Here is a 19,802-nt window from a genome sequence, read left to right as displayed (position 1 = left end):
CATTATGATTTTTTCTTATTCAGCAATTGATCAACATAGTCTTCTTTGTTAACTTGACGTGCACGTGCTACCGATAATGCTTTTGATGGAACATTCTCTGTAATTGTAGAGCCTGCTGCCACATAAGCACCATCTTCAACTGTTACTGGAGCAACAAGGTTTGAATTACATCCAATAAATACCCCATTACCAATCACAGTTTTGAATTTATTCTTACCGTCATAGTTCACCGTAATTGAACCACAACCAAGATTCACGTCTTCTCCAACTTGTGCATCCCCGATATAACTCAAGTGTGAAGCTTTACTTCTATTACCAAAGACAGTCTTTTTGATTTCCACGAAGTTTCCAACGCGTACTTCATCTCCAATAACTGAATCTGGGCGAATATGTGCAAATGGACCAACCGATACTTCTGTACCAAGTTTACTATCATGTACAGTAGATTGACGAATTGTCGTACGATCTCCAATTTCACTATCACGAATTACTGTATGCGGTCCAATTTCACAATCAGAACCAATTACAGTGTTCCCCTCAATAATTGTTCCTGGATGAAGAACTGTATCACTACCGATAATTGCATCAGCAGAAATATAAGTGTTACTTGGATCAATAATTGTAACACCATTTACCATGTTCTTTCGGTTGATACGGTTTTTCATAATAATTTCCGCTTGCGATAGAGCGACTCTGTCGTTAACACCTAACGTTTCATCGAACTGCTCTGTTTGATAAGCTGATACGATATGACCTTCATTTTTTAAAATCTCAATAACATCTGGAAGGTAATATTCACCTTGCACGTTATCATTTGAAACTTTAGAAAGTGAAGCAAATAAAGCCTTATTATCAAAACAATACGTACCTGTATTGATTTCTTTAATAGCTAATTCTTTCTCATTTGCATCTTTATGCTCAACAATCTTTTCAACATGACCATTCTCATTACGAACAATACGGCCATATCCAGCAGGTTCTTCTATGTACGCTGTTAGCACCGTAGCCATTGCTCCTGCTTCTTTATGTTGCTGAAGTAATGCTTCCATCGTTTCAGCAGTTATTAGCGGCGTATCACCACAAATAACTAAAGTTGTTCCTTCTTCATTTGCAAGTACACTTGCAGCTTGATCTACAGCATGTGCTGTACCAAGTTGTTCTGCTTGTAATGCAAACTCACTTACGTTCCCTAGCTGTTCTTGTACCATTTCAGCACCATGTCCAACAACCGTTACAAGTTTCTGCAATCCTAATTGAGATACTTGATCGACTACGTGTTGTACCATAGGTTTTCCACATACAGGATGCAGCACTTTGTATAGCTTAGACTTCATACGTGTGCCTTTACCTGCAGCTAGAATCACTGCAAATCTGTTTGACATATAGACCCTCCATCGCAACCTATTTATCCATTAAAGATATTATCCTAAATCATCATATATTTCAAGAAACACATTTTAACTATTAAATTTTACCATAATTCTTATAAGATGTTTTACTCTTTAGTATCTTTTTTAAGAAATAAGCTATACTATTTAAAATGATTTTGAAAAAATTAGTAGTTTCTTCTTTTTATGTTAATGGATTATGAAATTTCCGAATATAAAGCAAAAAAAAAACAAACTCCTGTAAATGCTTACAGGAGTTTGCTACAAAATTATAAGACTTTTTATCAAAGCCCTTTTCATTCGAATTTTACGAAGCACCTGCTTCTTCAAACTCAACCTCTTCTAACTCGCCTAAACGATGATACTCTGTTAAAACCGCATCTTGAATTTTAGAGCGTGTACCAGAATTAATCGGATGTGCAATGTCACGGAACTCTCCATCTGGAGTACGTTTACTTGGCATTGCTACAAACAATCCATTATTACCATCAATTACACGAATATCATGAACAACAAATTCATGGTCCAAAGTAATAGAGGCAATTGCTCTCATGCGGCCTTCTGTGTTTACGCGGCGTAATCTTACGTCAGTCACTTCCATCTTGTGTTCACCACCCTTTTCTAAATAAGCGATATATTTGTATAAATTCCACAAATTTTCTATTTTCCCTTTAATTTTTTAAAAATTTTTAAGATAAAAATTTTTAATGTAGTTGAATATAGAGATTAGTAGAGGTTATCGCTTACAAAAGGTTACTTAACTAGGGCGATTACTTCAATTTCAACGGAAACATCTTTCGGTAATTTTGCTACTTGTACACAAGATCGAGCTGGTTTATGAGTAGAGAAATAAGAGCTATATACTTCATTCACAGCACTAAAATCATCCATGTCCTTTAAAAATACTGTTGTTTTTACGACTGTATCAAATGAAGCACCTGCTTCCTCTAATACCGCTTGTAAATTTTGAAATACTTGTTCTGTTTGTACTGTTACATCTCCTGTTACAAGCTCCCCATTTGCCGTTAATGGAATTTGTCCTGAGCTATAGAACATATTATTTACAATAATCCCCTGCGAATAAGGTCCAATTGCTTGTGGTGCCTTGCTTGTTTGAACAACTTTCATACTTTTCACCCTTTTATTATTTATTTTACTCTTTAAAAATAGTGTACGAAAGGCAGTTTGTCCATCTATTTTATAATCTATAAATAAAATAAAAAAAGATAGAGCTATCTGCTCTATCCTTTATTCAGCCTCTACAAGCCCTTCATCAAATGGTGCAAGAGAATAATTCCCCTTTTCCACTTGAATCGTTTTTTCTTTCACATCAACTTCCGATAGACGAATTAATGATACAAAATTATTAATTAGTCGTTCTTCAATATCTGTGGATTCTACTAATACACCAATACCAACAACATTAGCCTTGAACTCTTCTAACATACTCATCATACCTTGAATCGTTCCGCCAGCTTTCATGAAGTCATCAATAATTAAAACATTCGATCCTTCTGGAAGGCTGCGTTTTGCTAATGTCATTGTTTGAATTCGTTTAGAGGAACCCGACACATAGTTAATACTAACAGTCGGACCTTCTGTTACCTTATTATCTTTCCTTGCAATTACAACTGGTACATCTAAGTAATTTGCCACTGCATAAGCAAGTGGAATCCCCTTCGTTGCCACAGTCATAACTGCATCAATTGGTTGTCTAGCAAAAACAGAAGCAAACAAACGACCCGCGCCATTAATATGGCGAGGATTACTCAATAAATCTGTCATGTATAAGTAACCGCCAGGCAAAATACGATCTGGGTTTTCAAATAAGCCACAAAGCTCATCAATAATTAGATCTGCCTCTTCTTCACTTATATACGGTATATATTTCACTCCTCCTGCTGCTCCTGGTATCGTTTGCAATGTGCCGACCCCTTGTTGTTCAAACGTTTGCTTAATAATAACTAAATCTTCACTAATGGAAGACTTAGCCGATTGATACCTTTCAGCAAAAAAAGTGAGAGATACTAGCCGACGAGGGTTTTGTAGCAAGTAATAAGTCATATCGACTAATCTTGTACTTCTTCTAATTTTCATACTCTCACCTCAAATCACGAATATTCTAAACAAATCATAACGTATTATACGTCTTTATTCAAGCGTTTCTCGCTCTCCTAATAAACGTACCGCATAGACTTGTTCACAAAATCCTTTTAATCCGTTATAAATGCGATGCATTCGCGAATCATGGTGTACAAGTCCAAATACAGTTGGACCACTTCCACTCATCAATACAGCATCCGCTCCGAATCGCTTCATCTGTGATTTAATACGGGCAACTTCAGGATGCATTCCAAATGTTACATCTTCTAAAACATTACCAACAGTATCACAAATCCCTTTATAATCCCCAGAATTTATGACATCAACCATTTTATCTACATTTGGATGTGTAACTCGATTTAACTTTAAATTTCCATACACATCAGCAGTAGATACACCTATATGTGGTTTCGCTAAAATAACCCAACAAGAAGGCGGAGTCTTTATATGCTCAATTTTCTCTCCTCTTCCAGTAGCAATTGCTGTGCCGCCGTATACACAGAACGACACATCTGATCCAATTTCTGCGCCAAGCTCTGCTAACTCATCAATTGTAAGCCCTAAATTCCATAATTTATTAAGACCACGTAATGTCGCTGCTGCATCACTACTTCCACCTGCTAATCCAGCTGCTACTGGAATCGTTTTTTCAATAGTAATAGATACACCTTTTTTTACATTAAACTTCTCTTTTAATAATCTCGCTGCCTGATAAGCTAAATTCCGTTGGTCGTCTGGGACATACCGATTATGGGATAAAATTTCAATACGGTCTTCTGCTAATTCCGTTAGTTCTAGACGATCTGCTAAATCAATGGTTGTCATAATCATTTTCACTTCATGATATCCGTCTTGTCTTTTTCCCAGTACATCTAACGACAGATTAATCTTTGCTGGTGCTTTCACTAGTAGCTTCAATCTATTCACCCACTCTATGTACTCAATCTTTTATCGTTTATTTTACCATAAATTTATAGTAAGACGATGACACTTCCCTAATTATAACGAAAAGCATTCAGAATGAAACTACTTATGTAAAATGATGGCACCTTTTAGAGTACAAAAAGCCGAGGAATGTCTCCTCGGCCACCGTAGCATAGAAAGTATCTTACAACTACTGGTTTCGTTTCATTAATTGCTGTTCTGCAATTTCTATAGCACGTTTCACCATGTTACCAGCATCTTTCGCACGAATTCCGCCCCATCCTTCTTTCTGAACAACATCATAAAAGCCAAGCTCTTTTGCTAGCTCTTCTTTAAATTGGTTTGACATGACACCTCTTCGTCTACTCAATGCAGAGTCCCTCCTTATTTTGCTACGGTATAGTTAGTATGCAAAATAATATAGCTTTTCATTTATGGGAATATATGTAATGATATACGAATTATAAAATGACCTCACTATGAGGGTCTCCATAAAATGTTAACTCTACTGTCTCTGTTAAAACATCTGCGTAACTATAAGATACACGTTGCAACGCATCTTCTTGTTGATCCAATTGTACAACAAAAACAGAACGGTATGTTTCTGCTAGTACACCTGATTGCTCTACAGTTTTTCTTCTTCCACTATTTGCTTTTAACATAAGTCGCTGTCCAAGATGGTGATCTAATTCGCTTTTAATTTCATCTAAACGTTTTGACATATACTTCGCTACACCTCGCTGTAATTTAGATTGAACACTTAAAACACGATATATCTATCCTAATTATTAACCGCGATTCACAGCTAATATCATCCTGCGTTTGAATAGATAGAAGAAATACTATATTGTAAAAGTATCATTACGTAGTCTGTACGTTCTTGCCTCTTTTTATCCAAATTCATTTAAATCCTTCCATACAAAAAAGCAAGATACATATGTATCCTGCTTACTCTTCGTAATGTTGAAAAGGTAATCCCGTTCGTAAAATCCCTCTCGTTTCAATGCCGCCTAGTCCCTTTTCACCAGTAATTGTATTACGTACGACATCCCATACATTGACTCTCTCCATAAATGAAGTAAAACTAATTTTACCAACTACATATACAGGATCTAGTGCATGAATATTAATTCTAGATGGTGAACTAGCGAAATTGGCCCCTGCACGAATTAGTGCCTCAAAGTGAGATTGACATGCCCCAGCAAAAATAACAAGTTGATCCAATGATGGATATTTTTTTCGCACTTCTCGAACAGCCTGTACAAAATGCCTTGAATGCCTATATGCTGCTAAATCTCCCTTCACTCCTTTTGATTTTGTATATGCATCATGCCCTGTAATAACGAGAATGTCTGGGCGAAAGTGATCTATTAAATCTACTACTTTTTCATGCATCTCCGTTTCTTTACAATGAATACCTTGTACAGGAACGCCAATTTTATTATATAAGTCTAAACACTTGCGCAAATATAAAGGGTCTCCATCTATATGCAATACACGTCCCGGCATTTGAAAATAATTCACCTCACTTGTGTATCCACCAGTTGAAGTATGTTCATGCCTTTGTTTCATTAATACATAATCTTGTTGAAACAAACGATACGTGCGCTCCATTGTTTCTTTCTCACGCTTCACCCTTTTTTTATGTTCTCGTTGATCTATACTAATTAAATCTTCAAGTGGCGCATCCGCCACCAGTCTAATTTCCTCTCCAAACAATATAGCTATCTCGCCTTTTATTTCTATAATACGAAAAAGAATATCCCTCTTATGAGAATATCGTTCCACTAATTCTCCAACATGTAAAGCCATTCTCCTACCTCCAAACTCATTAGGCCATCTTACCTGTTTTTAAAATATGAATTTAGAGGGCGAAAGGTGACAAAAGGGACAGTTCAAGTTGAACTGTCCCTTGCATATTCTTATGATAATTTATGAATAACTAATGCATTACTTAATGTTGCAAACTCTTCAATAGATAGCGTTTCGCCTCTTCGCTTTGGATCAATTCCTACTTCTGTTAAAATTTGATCCAATAACTCCTTATCTTTCGGGAAACCATTTAAATTATTTGATAAATTATTCATTAAAGTTTTACGGCGCTGTGCGAAACTCGCTCGTACTACTTCAAAGAAGAACGTTTCATCCTTCACCTCTACAACCGGTTTAGGGCGCTTTAGAAGGCGAATAATTGCAGAATCAACATTTGGCTGTGGTACAAACACTGTACGCGGTACAGTCATAACTGTTTCAACTTCTGTATAATACTGAATGGCAATCGATAAAGAACCATACTCTTTCGTTCCAGGTTTAGCAGCTAAACGATCTCCAACTTCTTTTTGCATCATAACAACAAACCCACGAACTGGTAACTTTTCTTCAAGCAATTTAAATAAAATTGGCGTTGTTATATAGTATGGTAAGTTAGCTACTACCATTACATCTTGCCCTTCTTCAAATTGCTCATTAAATACTTCATGTACATCCGCTTTTAGTACGTCTTTATTAATAACTGTAACGTTACCATATGGCGCTAACGTCTCATCTAAAATTGGTAATAGTCTTTGATCAATCTCAAAAGCCACTACTTTTTTAGCACGCTTCGCTAATTGCTCTGTTAATGCACCAATACCTGGTCCAATTTCAATTGCACCACTTTCTGAATCAATTTCTGCATGATCGACAATACGATTTAATACATTTGTATCAATTAAAAAGTTTTGCCCTAAACTTTTTTTGAATGAAAATCCATACTTTTCAACGATGTCTTTAGTACGATTTGGCGTTGCGATATCCTTCATTTTTTTTCCTCCTGTATTACTTGCTTATAAGCTTCTCCAAATGATTCCTTTGAAACTTGAAACATCTGTAATCGTTTATGTAACTGTTTTGCATTTGTATAACCAATCTTTAATAGCTTACCCATTCTTTCTCTGCGGCTCTTTGCCATTTCTCCGCCCACTAAGCCTGCATCGACTAAATCACTCCAGCTAATTTCACTTGTGTAAGCTTCCATTTCTTCATGTATATTCTCTAGAGCACGGCGAATCGACTCATTAGAAGCATGTTCGATCCCAACACCCTTTTTCCTTTTAGCAAGCGCTTCTTCCTTCGGTAAAAAGGCATGCTTACAGCCGGGAACCTTGTCAGAAATAATTTTTCGAATACGCTCTCCAGGATAATCCGGATCTGTGAAAATAATAACGCCCCTTTTTTGCTGCGCTAATTTAACTTGCTCAATAACATGATCACCGATTGCTGAACCGTTCGTTTCAATTGTATCCGCATCAACAGCACGCTTAATCGCAACTGTATCATCTTTACCTTCTACAACGATAATCTCTTTTATTTTCATGCTTGCCTCCACACTCGTTTCGTCTCTACTTAGTAAAACAAAAAAATGACGACTTTTCCATTATTATTTTCCCCATTCCTATATTTTAAAAAATAGAATAGAAAAATCTTTGTTCTCTGTCCTTATTGTAACACTTCATCATTCACATTTATTTTCTTCATCACTTCTACTAGTGTTTTCTCAAAACAAAAAAGAACAGGTTTCCCCATTCTTTTTTATTCAATACCAAATAAAACTTTTGCATTTTTGGTTGTCACTTCTGCTACTTCCTCATAAGAAATTCCTTTTAAATTCGCAATTTCTTCTGCTACGAGTTTTACATAACTCGGTTCATTTCGTTTCCCTCGAAATGGATGCGGCGTTAAATACGGACAATCCGTCTCTATTAACAATTTCTCTAATGAAATCTCCGTAGCAACCTCTTTCGGCTTCTTAGCATTTTTAAATGTAACTGGTCCGCCTAATGAAATTAAAAAGTTCATATCAACACATCGCTCTGCTACTTCTACGCTGCCGCTAAAGCAATGCATAATGCCTCCTACTTCAGCTGCATTCTCTTCTTCTAGAATATCAACAATATCTTGAGTTGCATCGCGGTTATGTATAATAATCGGCAATTTCACTTTTTTAGCTAATGCAATTTGTTTACGAAATACTTCTTTCTGTATTTCTTTTGGAGACTTATCCCAGTGATAATCTAAGCCCATTTCTCCAAGTGCAACGACTTTAGGATGAGAAGCAAGTTCTTCTAACCAAGCTAAATGTTCTTCTGTCATGTCAATTGCATCAACTGGATGCCATCCAACCGCAGCGTAAATAAAATCATAGGATTCAGCTAATTCCATCGCCTTTTTTATCGTTACTTCATCAAAACCAACAACAACTGTATAAGTAACTCCCGCTTCTTTCATTCGGACAATAACTTCTTGCAAATCTTCTTCAAATTGCTCTGCATTCAAATGTGAATGTGTATCAAACAACATAATACATAACTCCTTTTATATTGAAATCAAGTTTATTCTACAAAAATAAGTTCTTTAATAACTTAACGATAACAATACTACAATCTTAATGCAAAAATAGAGAGTGTAAAAAGAAAAAAGACGCTTCACACATGTTACACGTGAAACATCTCTTTTCTTGTCTTAATTACTTGATTTTTGTACCATTTGGTAGATTTTGGTCAATTGATGCTAATGACAATACGCCATTCTCTTCACCCGCTAAAATCATGCCTTGCGATAATTCACCGCGTAATTTTACAGGTTTTAAGTTTGTTACACAAATAACCTTTTTACCTTTTAAGTCTTCCGGCGAATAGAATTTTGCAATTCCAGAAACAACTTGACGCTTTTCTGTGCCTAAGTCTAGTTGAATTTTTAACAACTTGTCTGCTTTTTTCACAGGTTCAGCAGATAGTACTTCAGCTACGCGTAATTCTACTTTAAAGAAATCATCAATTGTAATTTCTTCTGCCTTCGGTTCTTCTTCTTTTTTCTCTTCTACTTTAGGAGCAGAGCTTTTCATTTGTTCTTTAATGTACTCTACTTCCACTTCTATTTCTAAACGAGGGAAAATTGGGTTTCCTTTTTCTACTTTTGTTCCAGCTGGAATGCAGCCAATTGTAGATAGACTTTCCCAAGATTTATAAGCTTCTTCAGTAAGGCCAAGCTGAGCAAACATCTTGCTTGGTGCTACTGTTAAGAACGGCATAAGCATAATACCTGTTTGACGAAGTACTTCTGCTAAATGAGCCATTACAGAAGCTAATTTTTCACGATCATTCTCATCTTTCGCTAATACCCATGGTTGCGTTTCATCAATATATTTATTCGTACGACTAACCAATTGCCAAATAGATCCTAACGCTACAGAGAACTCCATATTCTCCATTGCTTCTTCTACTTTTTTCAAAGTATCTTGTGCAAACATTACTAACGTTTCATCAAATTCCGTTACATTTGCTTTAAATGCAGGGATTTCTCCGTTAAAGTACTTATCAATCATAGCTACTGTACGATTTAATAAATTACCTAAGTCATTTGCTAAGTCGAAATTAATACGCTCCACAAATCCTTCTGGTGTGAATACGCCATCAGATCCAAATGGAACTTCACGAAGTAAGTAATAACGTAATGCATCTAATCCGTAACGATCGATTAATGTAACTGGATCTACTACGTTTCCTTTTGACTTACTCATCTTTCCATCCTTCATTAAAATCCAGCCATGAGCAAAGACTTTCTTCGGAAGAGGTAAATCTAATGCCATTAAAATTATCGGCCAATAAATTGTATGGAAACGAACAATTTCTTTCCCGACTAAATGCACATCTGCAGGCCAGAATTTTTTATATTTCTCTTCATTTGCTGTACCATAACCTAATGCCGTAATATAGTTAGATAATGCGTCAACCCATACGTAAATAACGTGTTTTGGGTTACCAGGAACACGAACCCCCCAGTCAAATGAAGTACGAGAAACTGCTAAATCTTCTAATCCTGGTTTAATAAAATTATTAATCATTTCATTTTTACGAGACTCCGGCTGAATGAAATGTGGATTATCTTCATAGAACTTTAATAGTCTGTCGACATATTTACCCATTCTAAAGAAATAAGATTCTTCACGAACAAGTTCTACATCATGACCACTATCTGGGCTTTTTCCTCCAACTACTTTGTCGCCTTCCATAATTGGATCTACTAATTGGTGCTCTGTATAGAACGTCTCATCTTGTACAGAATACCAACCTTCATATTCATCAAGATAAATATCACCTTGATCTACTAATTGCTTAAAGATTTTTTCGACAACATCTTTATGACGATCTTCAGTTGTACGAATAAAATCATCATAAGAGATATCCATCTTCTCCCAAAGCTCTTTAATTCCTGCAACAATATTATCAACATATGCCTGTGGCGTAATATTTAACTCTTCTGCTTTCTTTTGGATCTTCTGTCCATGCTCATCAGTTCCTGTTAAATAATGCACATTATATCCTTGCATACGCTTATATCGTGCCATCGCATCTCCTGCTACTGTCGTATAAGCATGTCCAATGTGTAATTTTCCACTTGGATAATAAATTGGGGTAGTAATATAAAAGGACTTATTTTCCTCTGTCATTGTTTTGGACCTCCCGAATAACCTCATATGTATTTATAAACAGTATATCAAAAACTCATATATAAAGTGAAACTTTAATCAGTGGGGTTTTTCTTCATCACCACTGATTATTAGCCCACATCAATCCGGCTTTTACGAGCAGCCCGAATCTAACTTATCTTCTTTACGCCAACCTAATTTTGAATTTTGGGTCTTAATGCTCGATATCTTTATCATCTATTGCTCATATTTCAAAAAATATACAATCTCCACTTAAATTTGTTAATTTTTCAGAAAAAAATGTAAATAATTGTGGAATTTCCTCTCAATCTATTATATATAAGAAATAAGAAATCTATAAATCTTTTTAAAAAATATAGAATTTAAGAATTGACGGAAATGTAAATGATTGGTATCATATGTCCATAGGGTATTTTGTCGAAAAATGACGAATCTAAAAATAGACTCGAAACTTATAAACTATTTATTTAGGAGGAAAAAAATTATGAAATCTACTGGTATTGTTCGTAAAGTTGATGAATTAGGTCGTGTAGTAATTCCAATCGAATTACGCCGTACTTTAGGTATTGCAGAAAAGGACGCTCTTGAAATCTATGTTGATGACGAAAAAATCATCTTAAAGAAATATAAACCAAACATGACTTGCCAAGTAACTGGTGAAGTATCTGACGGTAACCTTTCTTTAGCTGAAGGTAAAATCATCTTAAGCAAAGAAGGCGCTGAGCAAATCTTAAACGAACTTCAAGATTATATCGAAACAGCAAAATAAGCTTCTCAATTATGAGAAGCTTATTTTTTATCGACATGATAGATTTGATATACATCTCTTTTCGACAAATCTCGATCTTTAGCGACTGTTTTAATCGCTTCTTTTGAATTCATACCTTTTTCATTTATATAGTGTTCAATATGATCATATACTGAAAGAGATTCCCACCATTGTTCTTCTGGAGCAGGTTCTTCTGTTGAACCAGCTACTAAAATACAAAACTCACCACGTACTTCATTTTGCTTCGTCCACTCAATTGCTTCTTCGATTGTCCCTCGAATAAATTCCTCAAATTTTTTCGTTAACTCTCGACATAATACAATCTCTCTATTTCCCAACACTTCCTGCATCGAAATTAAAGTATCATCTAAACGATGAGGCGCTTCATAAAACATCATTGTAGTTTGTACATAACGAAGCTTTTCTAACTCCATCTTCCGTTCCTTTTTGTTTCTCTGCAAGAAACCATAGAAATAAAACTGCTTTGTTTCAAGACCGGATGCAATTAATGCTGTAAGGGCTGCATTTGCTCCAGGAAGCGGAATTACATGATATTGCTCAGCTACTGCCTCAACAACAATATCGTAACCTGGATCGGAAATACACGGCATACCAGCGTCACTAACAAGTGCTACATTCTTTCCATCCTCTAACTTCTCTAATATTCTCTTTCCACTTACTTCTTTATTATGCTCATGATAACTCGTGACAGGTGTTTCAATTTCAAAGTAATTACAAAGTTTTTTCGTTTGTCTCGTATCTTCAGCAGCAATTAAATCAACTTCTTTTAAAATTCGGATTGCACGAAATGTCATATCTTCTAAATTCCCAATAGGAGTTGGTACTAAATATAAAACTCCCTTTTCATTTTGTTGAAAGCTTTTTTGTTGCCACATAGCGTTCTCCTTTTTGCATATATGCCTCTTTTTGTTTTCTCGTTAATTGCTTAAAATAATACTCCGCTTGCATAGCTGTACGCTTATCTTCGTGAGTCTCTACATATTTTAAAACGACAGGAAGCCTCGCACGTGTATACCTAGCTCCTTTGCCGCTATTATGAGTCTGAATTCGTTTTTCGATATGGTTTGTATATCCAGCATAATAACTTCCATCAGAGCACTCTACTACATAAAAAAAATGCTTATTCTTCTCCATATAAAATTGAACGTATCTCCTTTGTATATTCGTTATTGTTCTCATATACAACGAGTGGTGGTAAAATTTTCAAATCTGCATTTCCATCCTTAATTCCTTCAATTAACAATGTATTTGCTTCTTTTCCAATCTTAGGATAAACAAATCGCACACGCTTTGGTTCAATTTTATATTTACGCATTAATGTGATAATGTCGAGTAATCGTCCTGGACGATGTACAAACGCTACTTTCCCGCCTTGTTTTACTAACTGACTACTTGCAGATACAACATCTTCTAATGTACACATAATTTCATGACGAGCTATTGCTAAATGTTCATTCATATTTTTCTCTGAAGTTTGAGGTGTTTGAAAATATGGCGGATTACATGTAACAACATCATATTGATGACGCCCGAGTTTCTCTGGCATATCTTTCAAGTCTCCATGTATGAGGTGAATTCTTTCTTCCAACCCATTGTATTGAACACTTCTTACTCCCATATCATATAAGCGTTCTTGAATTTCCACACCAGTAATCTTTCCTTTTGTTCTTGTACTTAATAGAAGGGGGACAACTGCGTTACCTGTACACAAATCAAGTAAATTCCCCTTTTGAATTGGTACCCATGCAAAATCTGCCAGTAAAACAGCATCTAAAGAAAAATTAAATACTGATGGGCTTTGTATAATCTTCATGTCTTGCGCTAATAAGTAATCTAAACGTTCATCTTCATATAAATTCATATACTGCTCCTTTTCTTACCCTTAACCTACCCTATTTCATGTATAAAAAATTACCTTTCCAATTATAATTGGAAAGGTAATTTCACTTTTTATTTAAGAATGACAGACAGAACAAACAATCTCCCTCTTTACGTACACTTCCATAATGTAGATTGCAAATATGAAAACCTTCTTGATACAGTCTCGCTAAATTGTCATAGCCTTCACCAATATCTGTTTTCGGCTTCACTTCTTTACGTTTTTGAGTTTTTTGTTTTTCTTTATTCTGCACTTCTTCAAAACGGTGTCGCAAATTGTTATTTTCCATTTTTATATGCTGGTTTTCTTCCAACAACTCTGCAAGATGCTGTTTTAACTCTCCCAACTGTTTGTATAAATGTCCAATTTGCTCTTCCATACTAGAAACCGATTCAAAAATATCTTTTTTCTCCACAAGCACCCACCTCATTAATCTGTGGTTTGACTCGAAACGACCCCTTTATTCACTAACTCATCTAACGTATATTCTACTATCCGTTCCTTGTCTACTAGTTCCACTTGAATTAATCTTTCTAAAATATTTAATCCGATAACACGGCCAGTACCATGCGGGGTTTGTATACGTTGATCTAAATCAGGAAGTTGTTCCTTTGCTGCCTCATATTCATCATTCTCATATTTTAAGCAACACATTAAGCGACCACATAAACCAGAGATTTTTGCAGGATTTAATGATAAATTTTGATCCTTTGCCATTTTAATGGATACAGGTTCAAAATCTCCTAAAAAAGTAGAACAACAAAGCATACGACCACATGGACCAATACCACCTAGCATCTTCGCTTCATCACGAACACCAATTTGTCTTAGTTCAATTCTTGTTCTAAAAATTGCCGCTAAGTCCTTCACTAGTTCGCGGAAATCGATCCGACCATCCGCAGTAAAATAGAAAATAATCTTATTACGATCGAATGTATACTCTACATCTACAAGTTTCATATCGAGATTATGCTCTACTACCTTTTGTTGACAGACTTGATATGCTTCTTTTGCAGCATGTTTGTTCTCTTCAACAATGGTACGATCATTTTCATTTGCAATACGAATAACCTTTTTTAGCGGTAATACAACGTCGTTTTCATCAACTTGCTTTTTGGTAATAACTACTTTTCCGTATTCAATACCTCTTACCGTTTCTACAATGACAAACTCATTTTCAGAGATATCGAACTGATTTGGATCAAAGTAATATACCTTTCCGGCCTTCTTAAAGCGAACACCTACTACATCATACAAAACGGTCATCCCTCCTGCAACCGCAACACTAACTGTTCGAACACAAGCTGCGCATTTACATTAGCGTTGATTCTATTTTTTGCCTCTAATATATTAAAGAGAGCTGATACAATGCGCTTCTGAGCATAGGAAAACGATTCAAACATCTCTTTCTGCTCATGAAAAACAAGACGATCTTCTTCTCCAAGTTGAACATATAATAAATCCTTATAAATAAGGAGTAACATATCTAACCCTTGCTGTAATTGTTCTTTCTCTCCAAAGTGTTTTCCCCATTTTTCTTGTACAAAAAAAATAGAGGTTTTATCTTTTTCGAGCGCTTCACATAATTTTATCACTAAAGCTCGTGCTTGTGCAAACCATTCATCACTACATAAAGCTAAAGCTTCATCAAAACTATTTGTGAGTTGGGCAGCAAGTGTCGATAAAGATGCTGTAATACCTTCATCCTGTAATCTTCTAATTAAAGATTCCGTAGGTAACGGTCTAAACGTAACAACTTGGCAGCGAGATAAAATCGTATTTAAAATTTGATGACTTTGTTCAGTAAGTAAAATAGCGGTTGTATCACTACTTGGTTCTTCTAAAAATTTCAAAAGTGTATTTGCCGCATTTGCTGTCATACGATCTGCGTGCTCAATAATATATAATTTTTTATTTGCCTCTAATCCTGTTTTTGAAAACTCTTCTTGTAAATCATGAATTTGCTGCTTCTTAATAGATAATCCGTCTGGTTTTACAATATGTAAGTTAGGGTGGTTACCTGAATCAATTCGCTTACAATTTGTGCATACATGACAGGGCTCTACTCCATTCCGCTGAGAACAGAGGAAACTCTTTGCCATTTGAATTGCTGTCGCAAACTTTCCCGTACCTTTCCCTCCCTCTAACAAGTAAGCGTGGGATATACGCTCTTTTGCAATGCTATTCATCAACATTTTTACACCGATGGGTTGTATAGCAGAAAGCTGCTCCCACGTCTTCGTCATAATGCATACCTCACTTATTTCATTCTTTCCTTCTATTATAACAATTTATCTTCTATAATCTGAACAACTTCTTCTATAAGTTTTTCCATCGGCTGATCAGCATTTACCAATACAATACGATCCGAGAAACGTTCTACAACTTTTAAATACCCTTCGCGCACACGTTTATGGAAAGAGATATCTTCCATATCTAATCGATTTACTTCGCGTCCTGCATCTTTTTCAATCCGAGCCAAACCAACCTCAGGCTCAATGTCTAGATAAATTGTTAAACTAGGCATACAGTCCTCTGTTGCGAAACGATTTATTTCAAATACCTTATCCATACCCAATCCTCTTGCATAGCCTTGATATGCTAAAGAACTATCTATAAAACGATCACATAACACGAGATAGTTCTCATTAAGTGCTGGCATAACTTTTTCTACTAAATGTTGTCTGCGCGCAGCAGCATAAAGAAGCGCTTCTGTACGTGCTTCCATCATCGTATATTCTTGTTTATGTAAAATCGTCCTAATGTCCTCAGAAATTGCAATACCACCTGGTTCCCTTGTCGCCATTACCTTTTGTGCTTTTTGTTCAAAATATGGCAATAAGCTTTTAATTAACGTTGTTTTACCTGAACCTTCTGGGCCCTCAATTGTTACAAATAATCCCTTCATCCTAAAACCTACTTTCTATATCATACACTTTCATATATTTCGTATTACCTTGAAAACGAGCTCCTGCTCTCTCTAAATACATAATTTGCTCTTTATGCTCTGAAGTAATTCTCTCTCCATATATAACCAATGGAATTCCAGGTGGATACGGAATTACCATTTCCGCCGCTATCATTCCAACAGCCTCTTCTATAGATACGATCTTTGTTCCATATCCTTCTAGTTGTTTATACGTATACGGCAAAGGAGAGAATTCATCTTTATAAGTATAACGAATAGATTCCCTCTTGTCTTTCACGTCATGATGTTGCAATGCTACTCGAATCATCTCTATAACCTTCATATACCCCTCATTTGCTTGCAGGGGTAAAATAAATAGAACATTGTACGGATCAGCCATCTCTGTATATATACCGACCTTTTCAAATACGGACTGTAATTCGTAGCCTGATAACTGACAACGAGTTTGCACGGTAACCTTTAACTCGTCTTGCAACGGATATTCTAAAATGGCGATTTGGGGAATAGAACGTAACCGTTCCTTAAATCTCCGTAAAAACTCAACAATTTCACCATGACCTTCTTCTTTTATACGTGCCATTGTAAAGCGTGCTATATCCAAGGAAGCCATAATTGGATACGATGGACTACTAGATTGTAGCATACTTAAATAAGTAGTAACCTTCTCTTCGTCTACTAAGTGACTATTTATATGTAAATAGGAACCCATTGTCATTGCGGGTAATGTTTTATGTGCAGAATGAACTACAATATCTGCACCATATGTTAACGCTGATTTCGGGAATGGTTCTCCCAAACAAAGATGTGCCCCATGTGCCTCATCTACCAAAACAGGGATTTTATATGCATGTGCAAAAGCGATGCTTGCCTCTAAATCCATCCCCATACCATAATAATTAGGATGCGTTAAAATGAGTGCTTTCGCATTTGGATATTTTCCAATTGCTTTCTTAATAATTTCATTACGAACTCCCACTGGTACGCTATAAGTTTCATCAATCCATGGATCTAAAAAAATGGGATTTGCTCCCGCTAGCTTTAAACCATTAATAATTGATTTATGACAATTTCTTTGTACAAGAACAATATCATGTTCCCCGCAACAAGACAAAATCATTGCTAAGTTCCCAACTGTTGAACCATTAATTAAAAAATAACTTCTCTTTGTATCATACACTTCAGCCAATAATTGTTGTGCCTGATCTATACATTCAAACGGACTATGCAAATCATCTAGTCCTGCTAACTCAGTTACATCAATAGATAGAATATCTTTAAACTCTCTTATTGCCTCCTGAGGGAAGTTTAAACCATTCTTATGACCTGGAACATGAAAGGATAACGGCCCTCTTTCTTTAAACTCTATTAACGCCTCATATAAAGGCATATGATTTTGATTCATCTACATCTCTTCCTTATTATTCATTCTCTATCTATTATACAGAACAAAAAAAATAATAGGCATATGCCTATTTAAAAATATGATACTTCTAATTTTCGAAGTTGCTTTAAATAATGTATATATTTCGGATCATCTGTCTCTGTATTCACCATATCCTTTTCACATTCATAACATATTAAATTATTATAAACATATATGCCTTCTTTTCTTTTTGTCTCACAAACAATACAAACTTCACTTTGTAATTTCATAACCTTCCCTCCCTATTTAAGTGAACTTATTTTATACTTCTAATCCTTAACAATTCACAGAAAAATATACACCCATCTCTTATATAATATGATTAACTCTTGGGCAACGTGTTTGTATTACCATTACTTCTTTTCCATTCTTTTTAACAATACAAAAAAACACGAGTCAAATGACTCGTGTTTTCGCTTGCTTGGCGACGTCCTACTCTCACAGGGACAAGGTCCCAACTACCATCGGCGCTAGAGAGCTTAACTTCCGTGTTCGGTATGGGAACGGGTGTGACCTCTCTGCCATCATCACCAAACTATTGAAGGCATATTCCTTCAAAACTAGATAACATTTGCTACATATTATATGGTTAAGTCCTCGATCTATTAGTATTCGTCAGCTCCACATGTCACCATGCTTCCACCTCGAACCTATCAACCTGATCATCTTTCAGGGATCTTACTAGCTTACGCTATGGGAAATCTCATCTTGAGGGGGGCTTCATGCTTAGATGCTTTCAGCACTTATCCCTTCCGCACATAGCTACCCAGCTATGCCCTTGGCAGAACAACTGGTACACCAGCGGTGCGTCCATCCCGGTCCTCTCGTACTAAGGACAGCTCCTCTCAAATTTCCTACGCCCACGACGGATAGGGACCGAACTGTCTCACGACGTTCTGAACCCAGCTCGCGTACCGCTTTAATGGGCGAACAGCCCAACCCTTGGGACCGACTACAGCCCCAGGATGCGATGAGCCGACATCGAGGTGCCAAACCTCCCCGTCGATGTGGACTCTTGGGGGAGATAAGCCTGTTATCCCCGGGGTAGCTTTTATCCGTTGAGCGATGGCCCTTCCATGCGGAACCACCGGATCACTAAGCCCGACTTTCGTCCCTGCTCGACTTGTAGGTCTCGCAGTCAAGCTCCCTTATGCCTTTGCACTCTACGAATGATTTCCAACCATTCTGAGGGAACCTTTGGGCGCCTCCGTTACACTTTAGGAGGCGACCGCCCCAGTCAAACTGCCCACCTGACACTGTCTCCCGGGTCGATAAGACCCGTAGGTTAGAATTTCAATACAGTCAGGGCGGTATCCCACCAGCGCCTCCACCGAAGCTAGCGCTCCGGTTTCAATGGCTCCCGCCTATCCTGTACAAACTGTACCAAAATTCAATATCAGGCTACAGTAAAGCTCCACGGGGTCTTTCCGTCCTGTCGCGGGTAACCTGCATCTTCACAGGTACTATAATTTCACCGAGTCTCTGGTTGAGACAGTGCCCAAATCGTTACACCTTTCGTGCGGGTCGGAACTTACCCGACAAGGAATTTCGCTACCTTAGGACCGTTATAGTTACGGCCGCCGTTTACTGGGGCTTCAGTTCAGAGCTTCGCTTACGCTAACCCCTCTCCTTAACCTTCCAGCACCGGGCAGGTGTCACCCCCTATACTTCGCCTTACGGCTTCGCAGAGAGCTGTGTTTTTGCTAAACAGTCGCTTGGGCCTATTCACTGCGGCTTTCCGTTAAGAAAGCACCCCTTCTCCCGAAGTTACGGGGTCATTTTGCCGAGTTCCTTAACCAGAGTTCTCTCGCACACCTTAGGATTCTCTCCTCGCCTACCTGTGTCGGTTTGCGGTACAGGCACCTTTTATCTCGCTAGA

At 36.8% G+C, this 19,802-nt stretch carries 22 protein-coding genes and 2 rRNA genes (1 of these 24 cut by a window edge); 1 reads left to right on the top strand and 23 read right to left on the bottom strand.

Annotated elements, in window-relative coordinates; all coding sequences use genetic code 11:
* Window positions 1-2: 2 nt before the first annotated feature.
* From glmU to metG, 12 genes are all read right to left on the bottom strand, one after another.
* Window positions 3-1,382, bottom strand: a complete 1,380-nt coding sequence (gene glmU / locus AC241_RS00280) for a bifunctional UDP-N-acetylglucosamine diphosphorylase/glucosamine-1-phosphate N-acetyltransferase GlmU (RefSeq protein ID WP_000071039.1) — start codon at window positions 1,380-1,382, stop codon at window positions 3-5.
* Window positions 1,383-1,695: 313 nt separating this feature from the next.
* Window positions 1,696-1,989 (bottom strand): septation regulator SpoVG, encoded by a 294-nt coding sequence (gene spoVG / locus AC241_RS00275; protein WP_000454041.1) that lies wholly within the window; start codon window positions 1,987-1,989, stop codon window positions 1,696-1,698.
* A gap of 152 nt (window positions 1,990-2,141) precedes the next feature.
* Window positions 2,142-2,516: a RidA family protein gene (locus AC241_RS00270; protein ID WP_016079518.1), complete on the bottom strand. Its 375-nt coding sequence runs from the start codon at window positions 2,514-2,516 to the stop codon at window positions 2,142-2,144.
* Window positions 2,517-2,636: 120 nt separating this feature from the next.
* Window positions 2,637-3,485 (bottom strand): pur operon repressor, encoded by an 849-nt coding sequence (gene purR, locus AC241_RS00265; protein WP_016079519.1) that lies wholly within the window; start codon window positions 3,483-3,485, stop codon window positions 2,637-2,639.
* Between the two features lie 54 nt (window positions 3,486-3,539).
* The gene (ispE, locus tag AC241_RS00260) at window positions 3,540-4,409 is read right to left on the bottom strand and encodes a 4-(cytidine 5'-diphospho)-2-C-methyl-D-erythritol kinase (protein ID WP_140163885.1); all 870 of its coding nucleotides are present in this window, start codon (window positions 4,407-4,409) and stop codon (window positions 3,540-3,542) included.
* Window positions 4,410-4,605: 196 nt separating this feature from the next.
* A complete protein-coding gene (sspF, locus tag AC241_RS00255; protein WP_002094215.1) occupies window positions 4,606-4,785 on the bottom strand; it encodes an acid-soluble spore protein SspF in 180 nt (59 codons plus the stop codon).
* Window positions 4,786-4,876: 91 nt separating this feature from the next.
* On the bottom strand, window positions 4,877-5,137 hold the full coding sequence (gene veg, locus AC241_RS00250; protein ID WP_016079521.1) for a biofilm formation stimulator Veg: 261 nt from the start codon (window positions 5,135-5,137) through the stop codon (window positions 4,877-4,879).
* Between the two features lie 226 nt (window positions 5,138-5,363).
* Window positions 5,364-6,227, bottom strand: a complete 864-nt coding sequence (gene yabG, locus AC241_RS00245; RefSeq protein ID WP_001173734.1) for a sporulation peptidase YabG — start codon at window positions 6,225-6,227, stop codon at window positions 5,364-5,366.
* Window positions 6,228-6,337: 110 nt separating this feature from the next.
* A complete protein-coding gene (gene rsmA, locus AC241_RS00240) occupies window positions 6,338-7,216 on the bottom strand; it encodes a 16S rRNA (adenine(1518)-N(6)/adenine(1519)-N(6))-dimethyltransferase RsmA (protein ID WP_016079522.1) in 879 nt (292 codons plus the stop codon).
* Window positions 7,213-7,770, bottom strand: a complete 558-nt coding sequence (gene rnmV, locus AC241_RS00235) for a ribonuclease M5 (RefSeq protein ID WP_000692837.1) — start codon at window positions 7,768-7,770, stop codon at window positions 7,213-7,215. The genes rsmA and rnmV overlap by 4 nt, the downstream gene beginning before the upstream one ends.
* A gap of 215 nt (window positions 7,771-7,985) precedes the next feature.
* On the bottom strand, window positions 7,986-8,753 hold the full coding sequence (locus AC241_RS00230; RefSeq protein ID WP_043935438.1) for a TatD family hydrolase: 768 nt from the start codon (window positions 8,751-8,753) through the stop codon (window positions 7,986-7,988).
* Between the two features lie 166 nt (window positions 8,754-8,919).
* A complete protein-coding gene (gene metG / locus AC241_RS00225) occupies window positions 8,920-10,902 on the bottom strand; it encodes a methionine--tRNA ligase (protein ID WP_016079524.1) in 1,983 nt (660 codons plus the stop codon).
* A gap of 484 nt (window positions 10,903-11,386) precedes the next feature.
* On the opposite strand from metG, the gene AC241_RS00220 reads away from it, so the two are divergent.
* A complete protein-coding gene (locus tag AC241_RS00220; protein ID WP_000843036.1) occupies window positions 11,387-11,671 on the top strand; it encodes a transition state genes transcriptional regulator AbrB in 285 nt (94 codons plus the stop codon).
* A gap of 20 nt (window positions 11,672-11,691) precedes the next feature.
* Here the strand turns inward: AC241_RS00220 and rsmI are convergent, their stop codons facing one another.
* The 11 genes from rsmI to AC241_RS00165 all read right to left on the bottom strand — a co-directional run.
* Complete coding sequence (gene rsmI, locus AC241_RS00215) at window positions 11,692-12,567, bottom strand: 16S rRNA (cytidine(1402)-2'-O)-methyltransferase (RefSeq protein ID WP_043935439.1); 876 nt, start codon at window positions 12,565-12,567, stop codon at window positions 11,692-11,694.
* Window positions 12,536-12,826: a GIY-YIG nuclease family protein gene (locus AC241_RS00210; RefSeq protein WP_043935440.1), complete on the bottom strand. Its 291-nt coding sequence runs from the start codon at window positions 12,824-12,826 to the stop codon at window positions 12,536-12,538. Before AC241_RS00210 ends, rsmI begins: the two co-directional genes overlap by 32 nt.
* Entirely contained in the window at window positions 12,813-13,553 is a 741-nt protein-coding gene (locus tag AC241_RS00205; RefSeq protein WP_043935441.1) for a tRNA1(Val) (adenine(37)-N6)-methyltransferase, read from the bottom strand. Before AC241_RS00205 ends, AC241_RS00210 begins: the two co-directional genes overlap by 14 nt.
* 82 nt (window positions 13,554-13,635) lie before the next feature.
* Window positions 13,636-13,986 carry a DNA replication initiation control protein YabA gene (gene yabA, locus AC241_RS00200; protein ID WP_000412063.1) on the bottom strand — a complete coding sequence of 117 codons (351 nt, stop codon included), beginning with the start codon at window positions 13,984-13,986 and terminating at the stop codon, window positions 13,636-13,638.
* A 14-nt stretch (window positions 13,987-14,000) separates the two neighbouring features.
* Window positions 14,001-14,828: a PSP1 domain-containing protein gene (locus tag AC241_RS00195; protein ID WP_000272429.1), complete on the bottom strand. Its 828-nt coding sequence runs from the start codon at window positions 14,826-14,828 to the stop codon at window positions 14,001-14,003.
* 5 nt (window positions 14,829-14,833) lie between these two features.
* Window positions 14,834-15,817, bottom strand: a complete 984-nt coding sequence (gene holB / locus AC241_RS00190) for a DNA polymerase III subunit delta' (RefSeq protein ID WP_016079526.1) — start codon at window positions 15,815-15,817, stop codon at window positions 14,834-14,836.
* 35 nt (window positions 15,818-15,852) lie between these two features.
* Entirely contained in the window at window positions 15,853-16,479 is a 627-nt protein-coding gene (gene tmk / locus AC241_RS00185) for a dTMP kinase (protein WP_016079527.1), read from the bottom strand.
* A gap of 1 nt (window position 16,480) precedes the next feature.
* The gene (locus AC241_RS00180) at window positions 16,481-17,902 is read right to left on the bottom strand and encodes an aminotransferase class I/II-fold pyridoxal phosphate-dependent enzyme (RefSeq protein ID WP_050842384.1); all 1,422 of its coding nucleotides are present in this window, start codon (window positions 17,900-17,902) and stop codon (window positions 16,481-16,483) included.
* Between the two features lie 71 nt (window positions 17,903-17,973).
* Window positions 17,974-18,153 carry a sigma factor G inhibitor Gin gene (locus AC241_RS00175; protein WP_000776279.1) on the bottom strand — a complete coding sequence of 60 codons (180 nt, stop codon included), beginning with the start codon at window positions 18,151-18,153 and terminating at the stop codon, window positions 17,974-17,976.
* Between the two features lie 189 nt (window positions 18,154-18,342).
* A 5S ribosomal RNA gene (gene rrf, locus AC241_RS00170) occupies window positions 18,343-18,458 on the bottom strand.
* Window positions 18,459-18,508: 50 nt separating this feature from the next.
* A 23S ribosomal RNA gene (locus AC241_RS00165) occupies window positions 18,509-19,802 on the bottom strand (it continues 1,628 nt past the right edge of the window).

It is taken from the genome of Bacillus thuringiensis, from assembly GCF_001182785.1.
Lineage (GTDB): Bacteria > Bacillota > Bacilli > Bacillales > Bacillaceae_G > Bacillus_A > Bacillus_A thuringiensis_S.
Note: the sequence above shows the minus strand (reverse complement) of the source record. Positions and strands in the feature narration are given on the sequence as shown.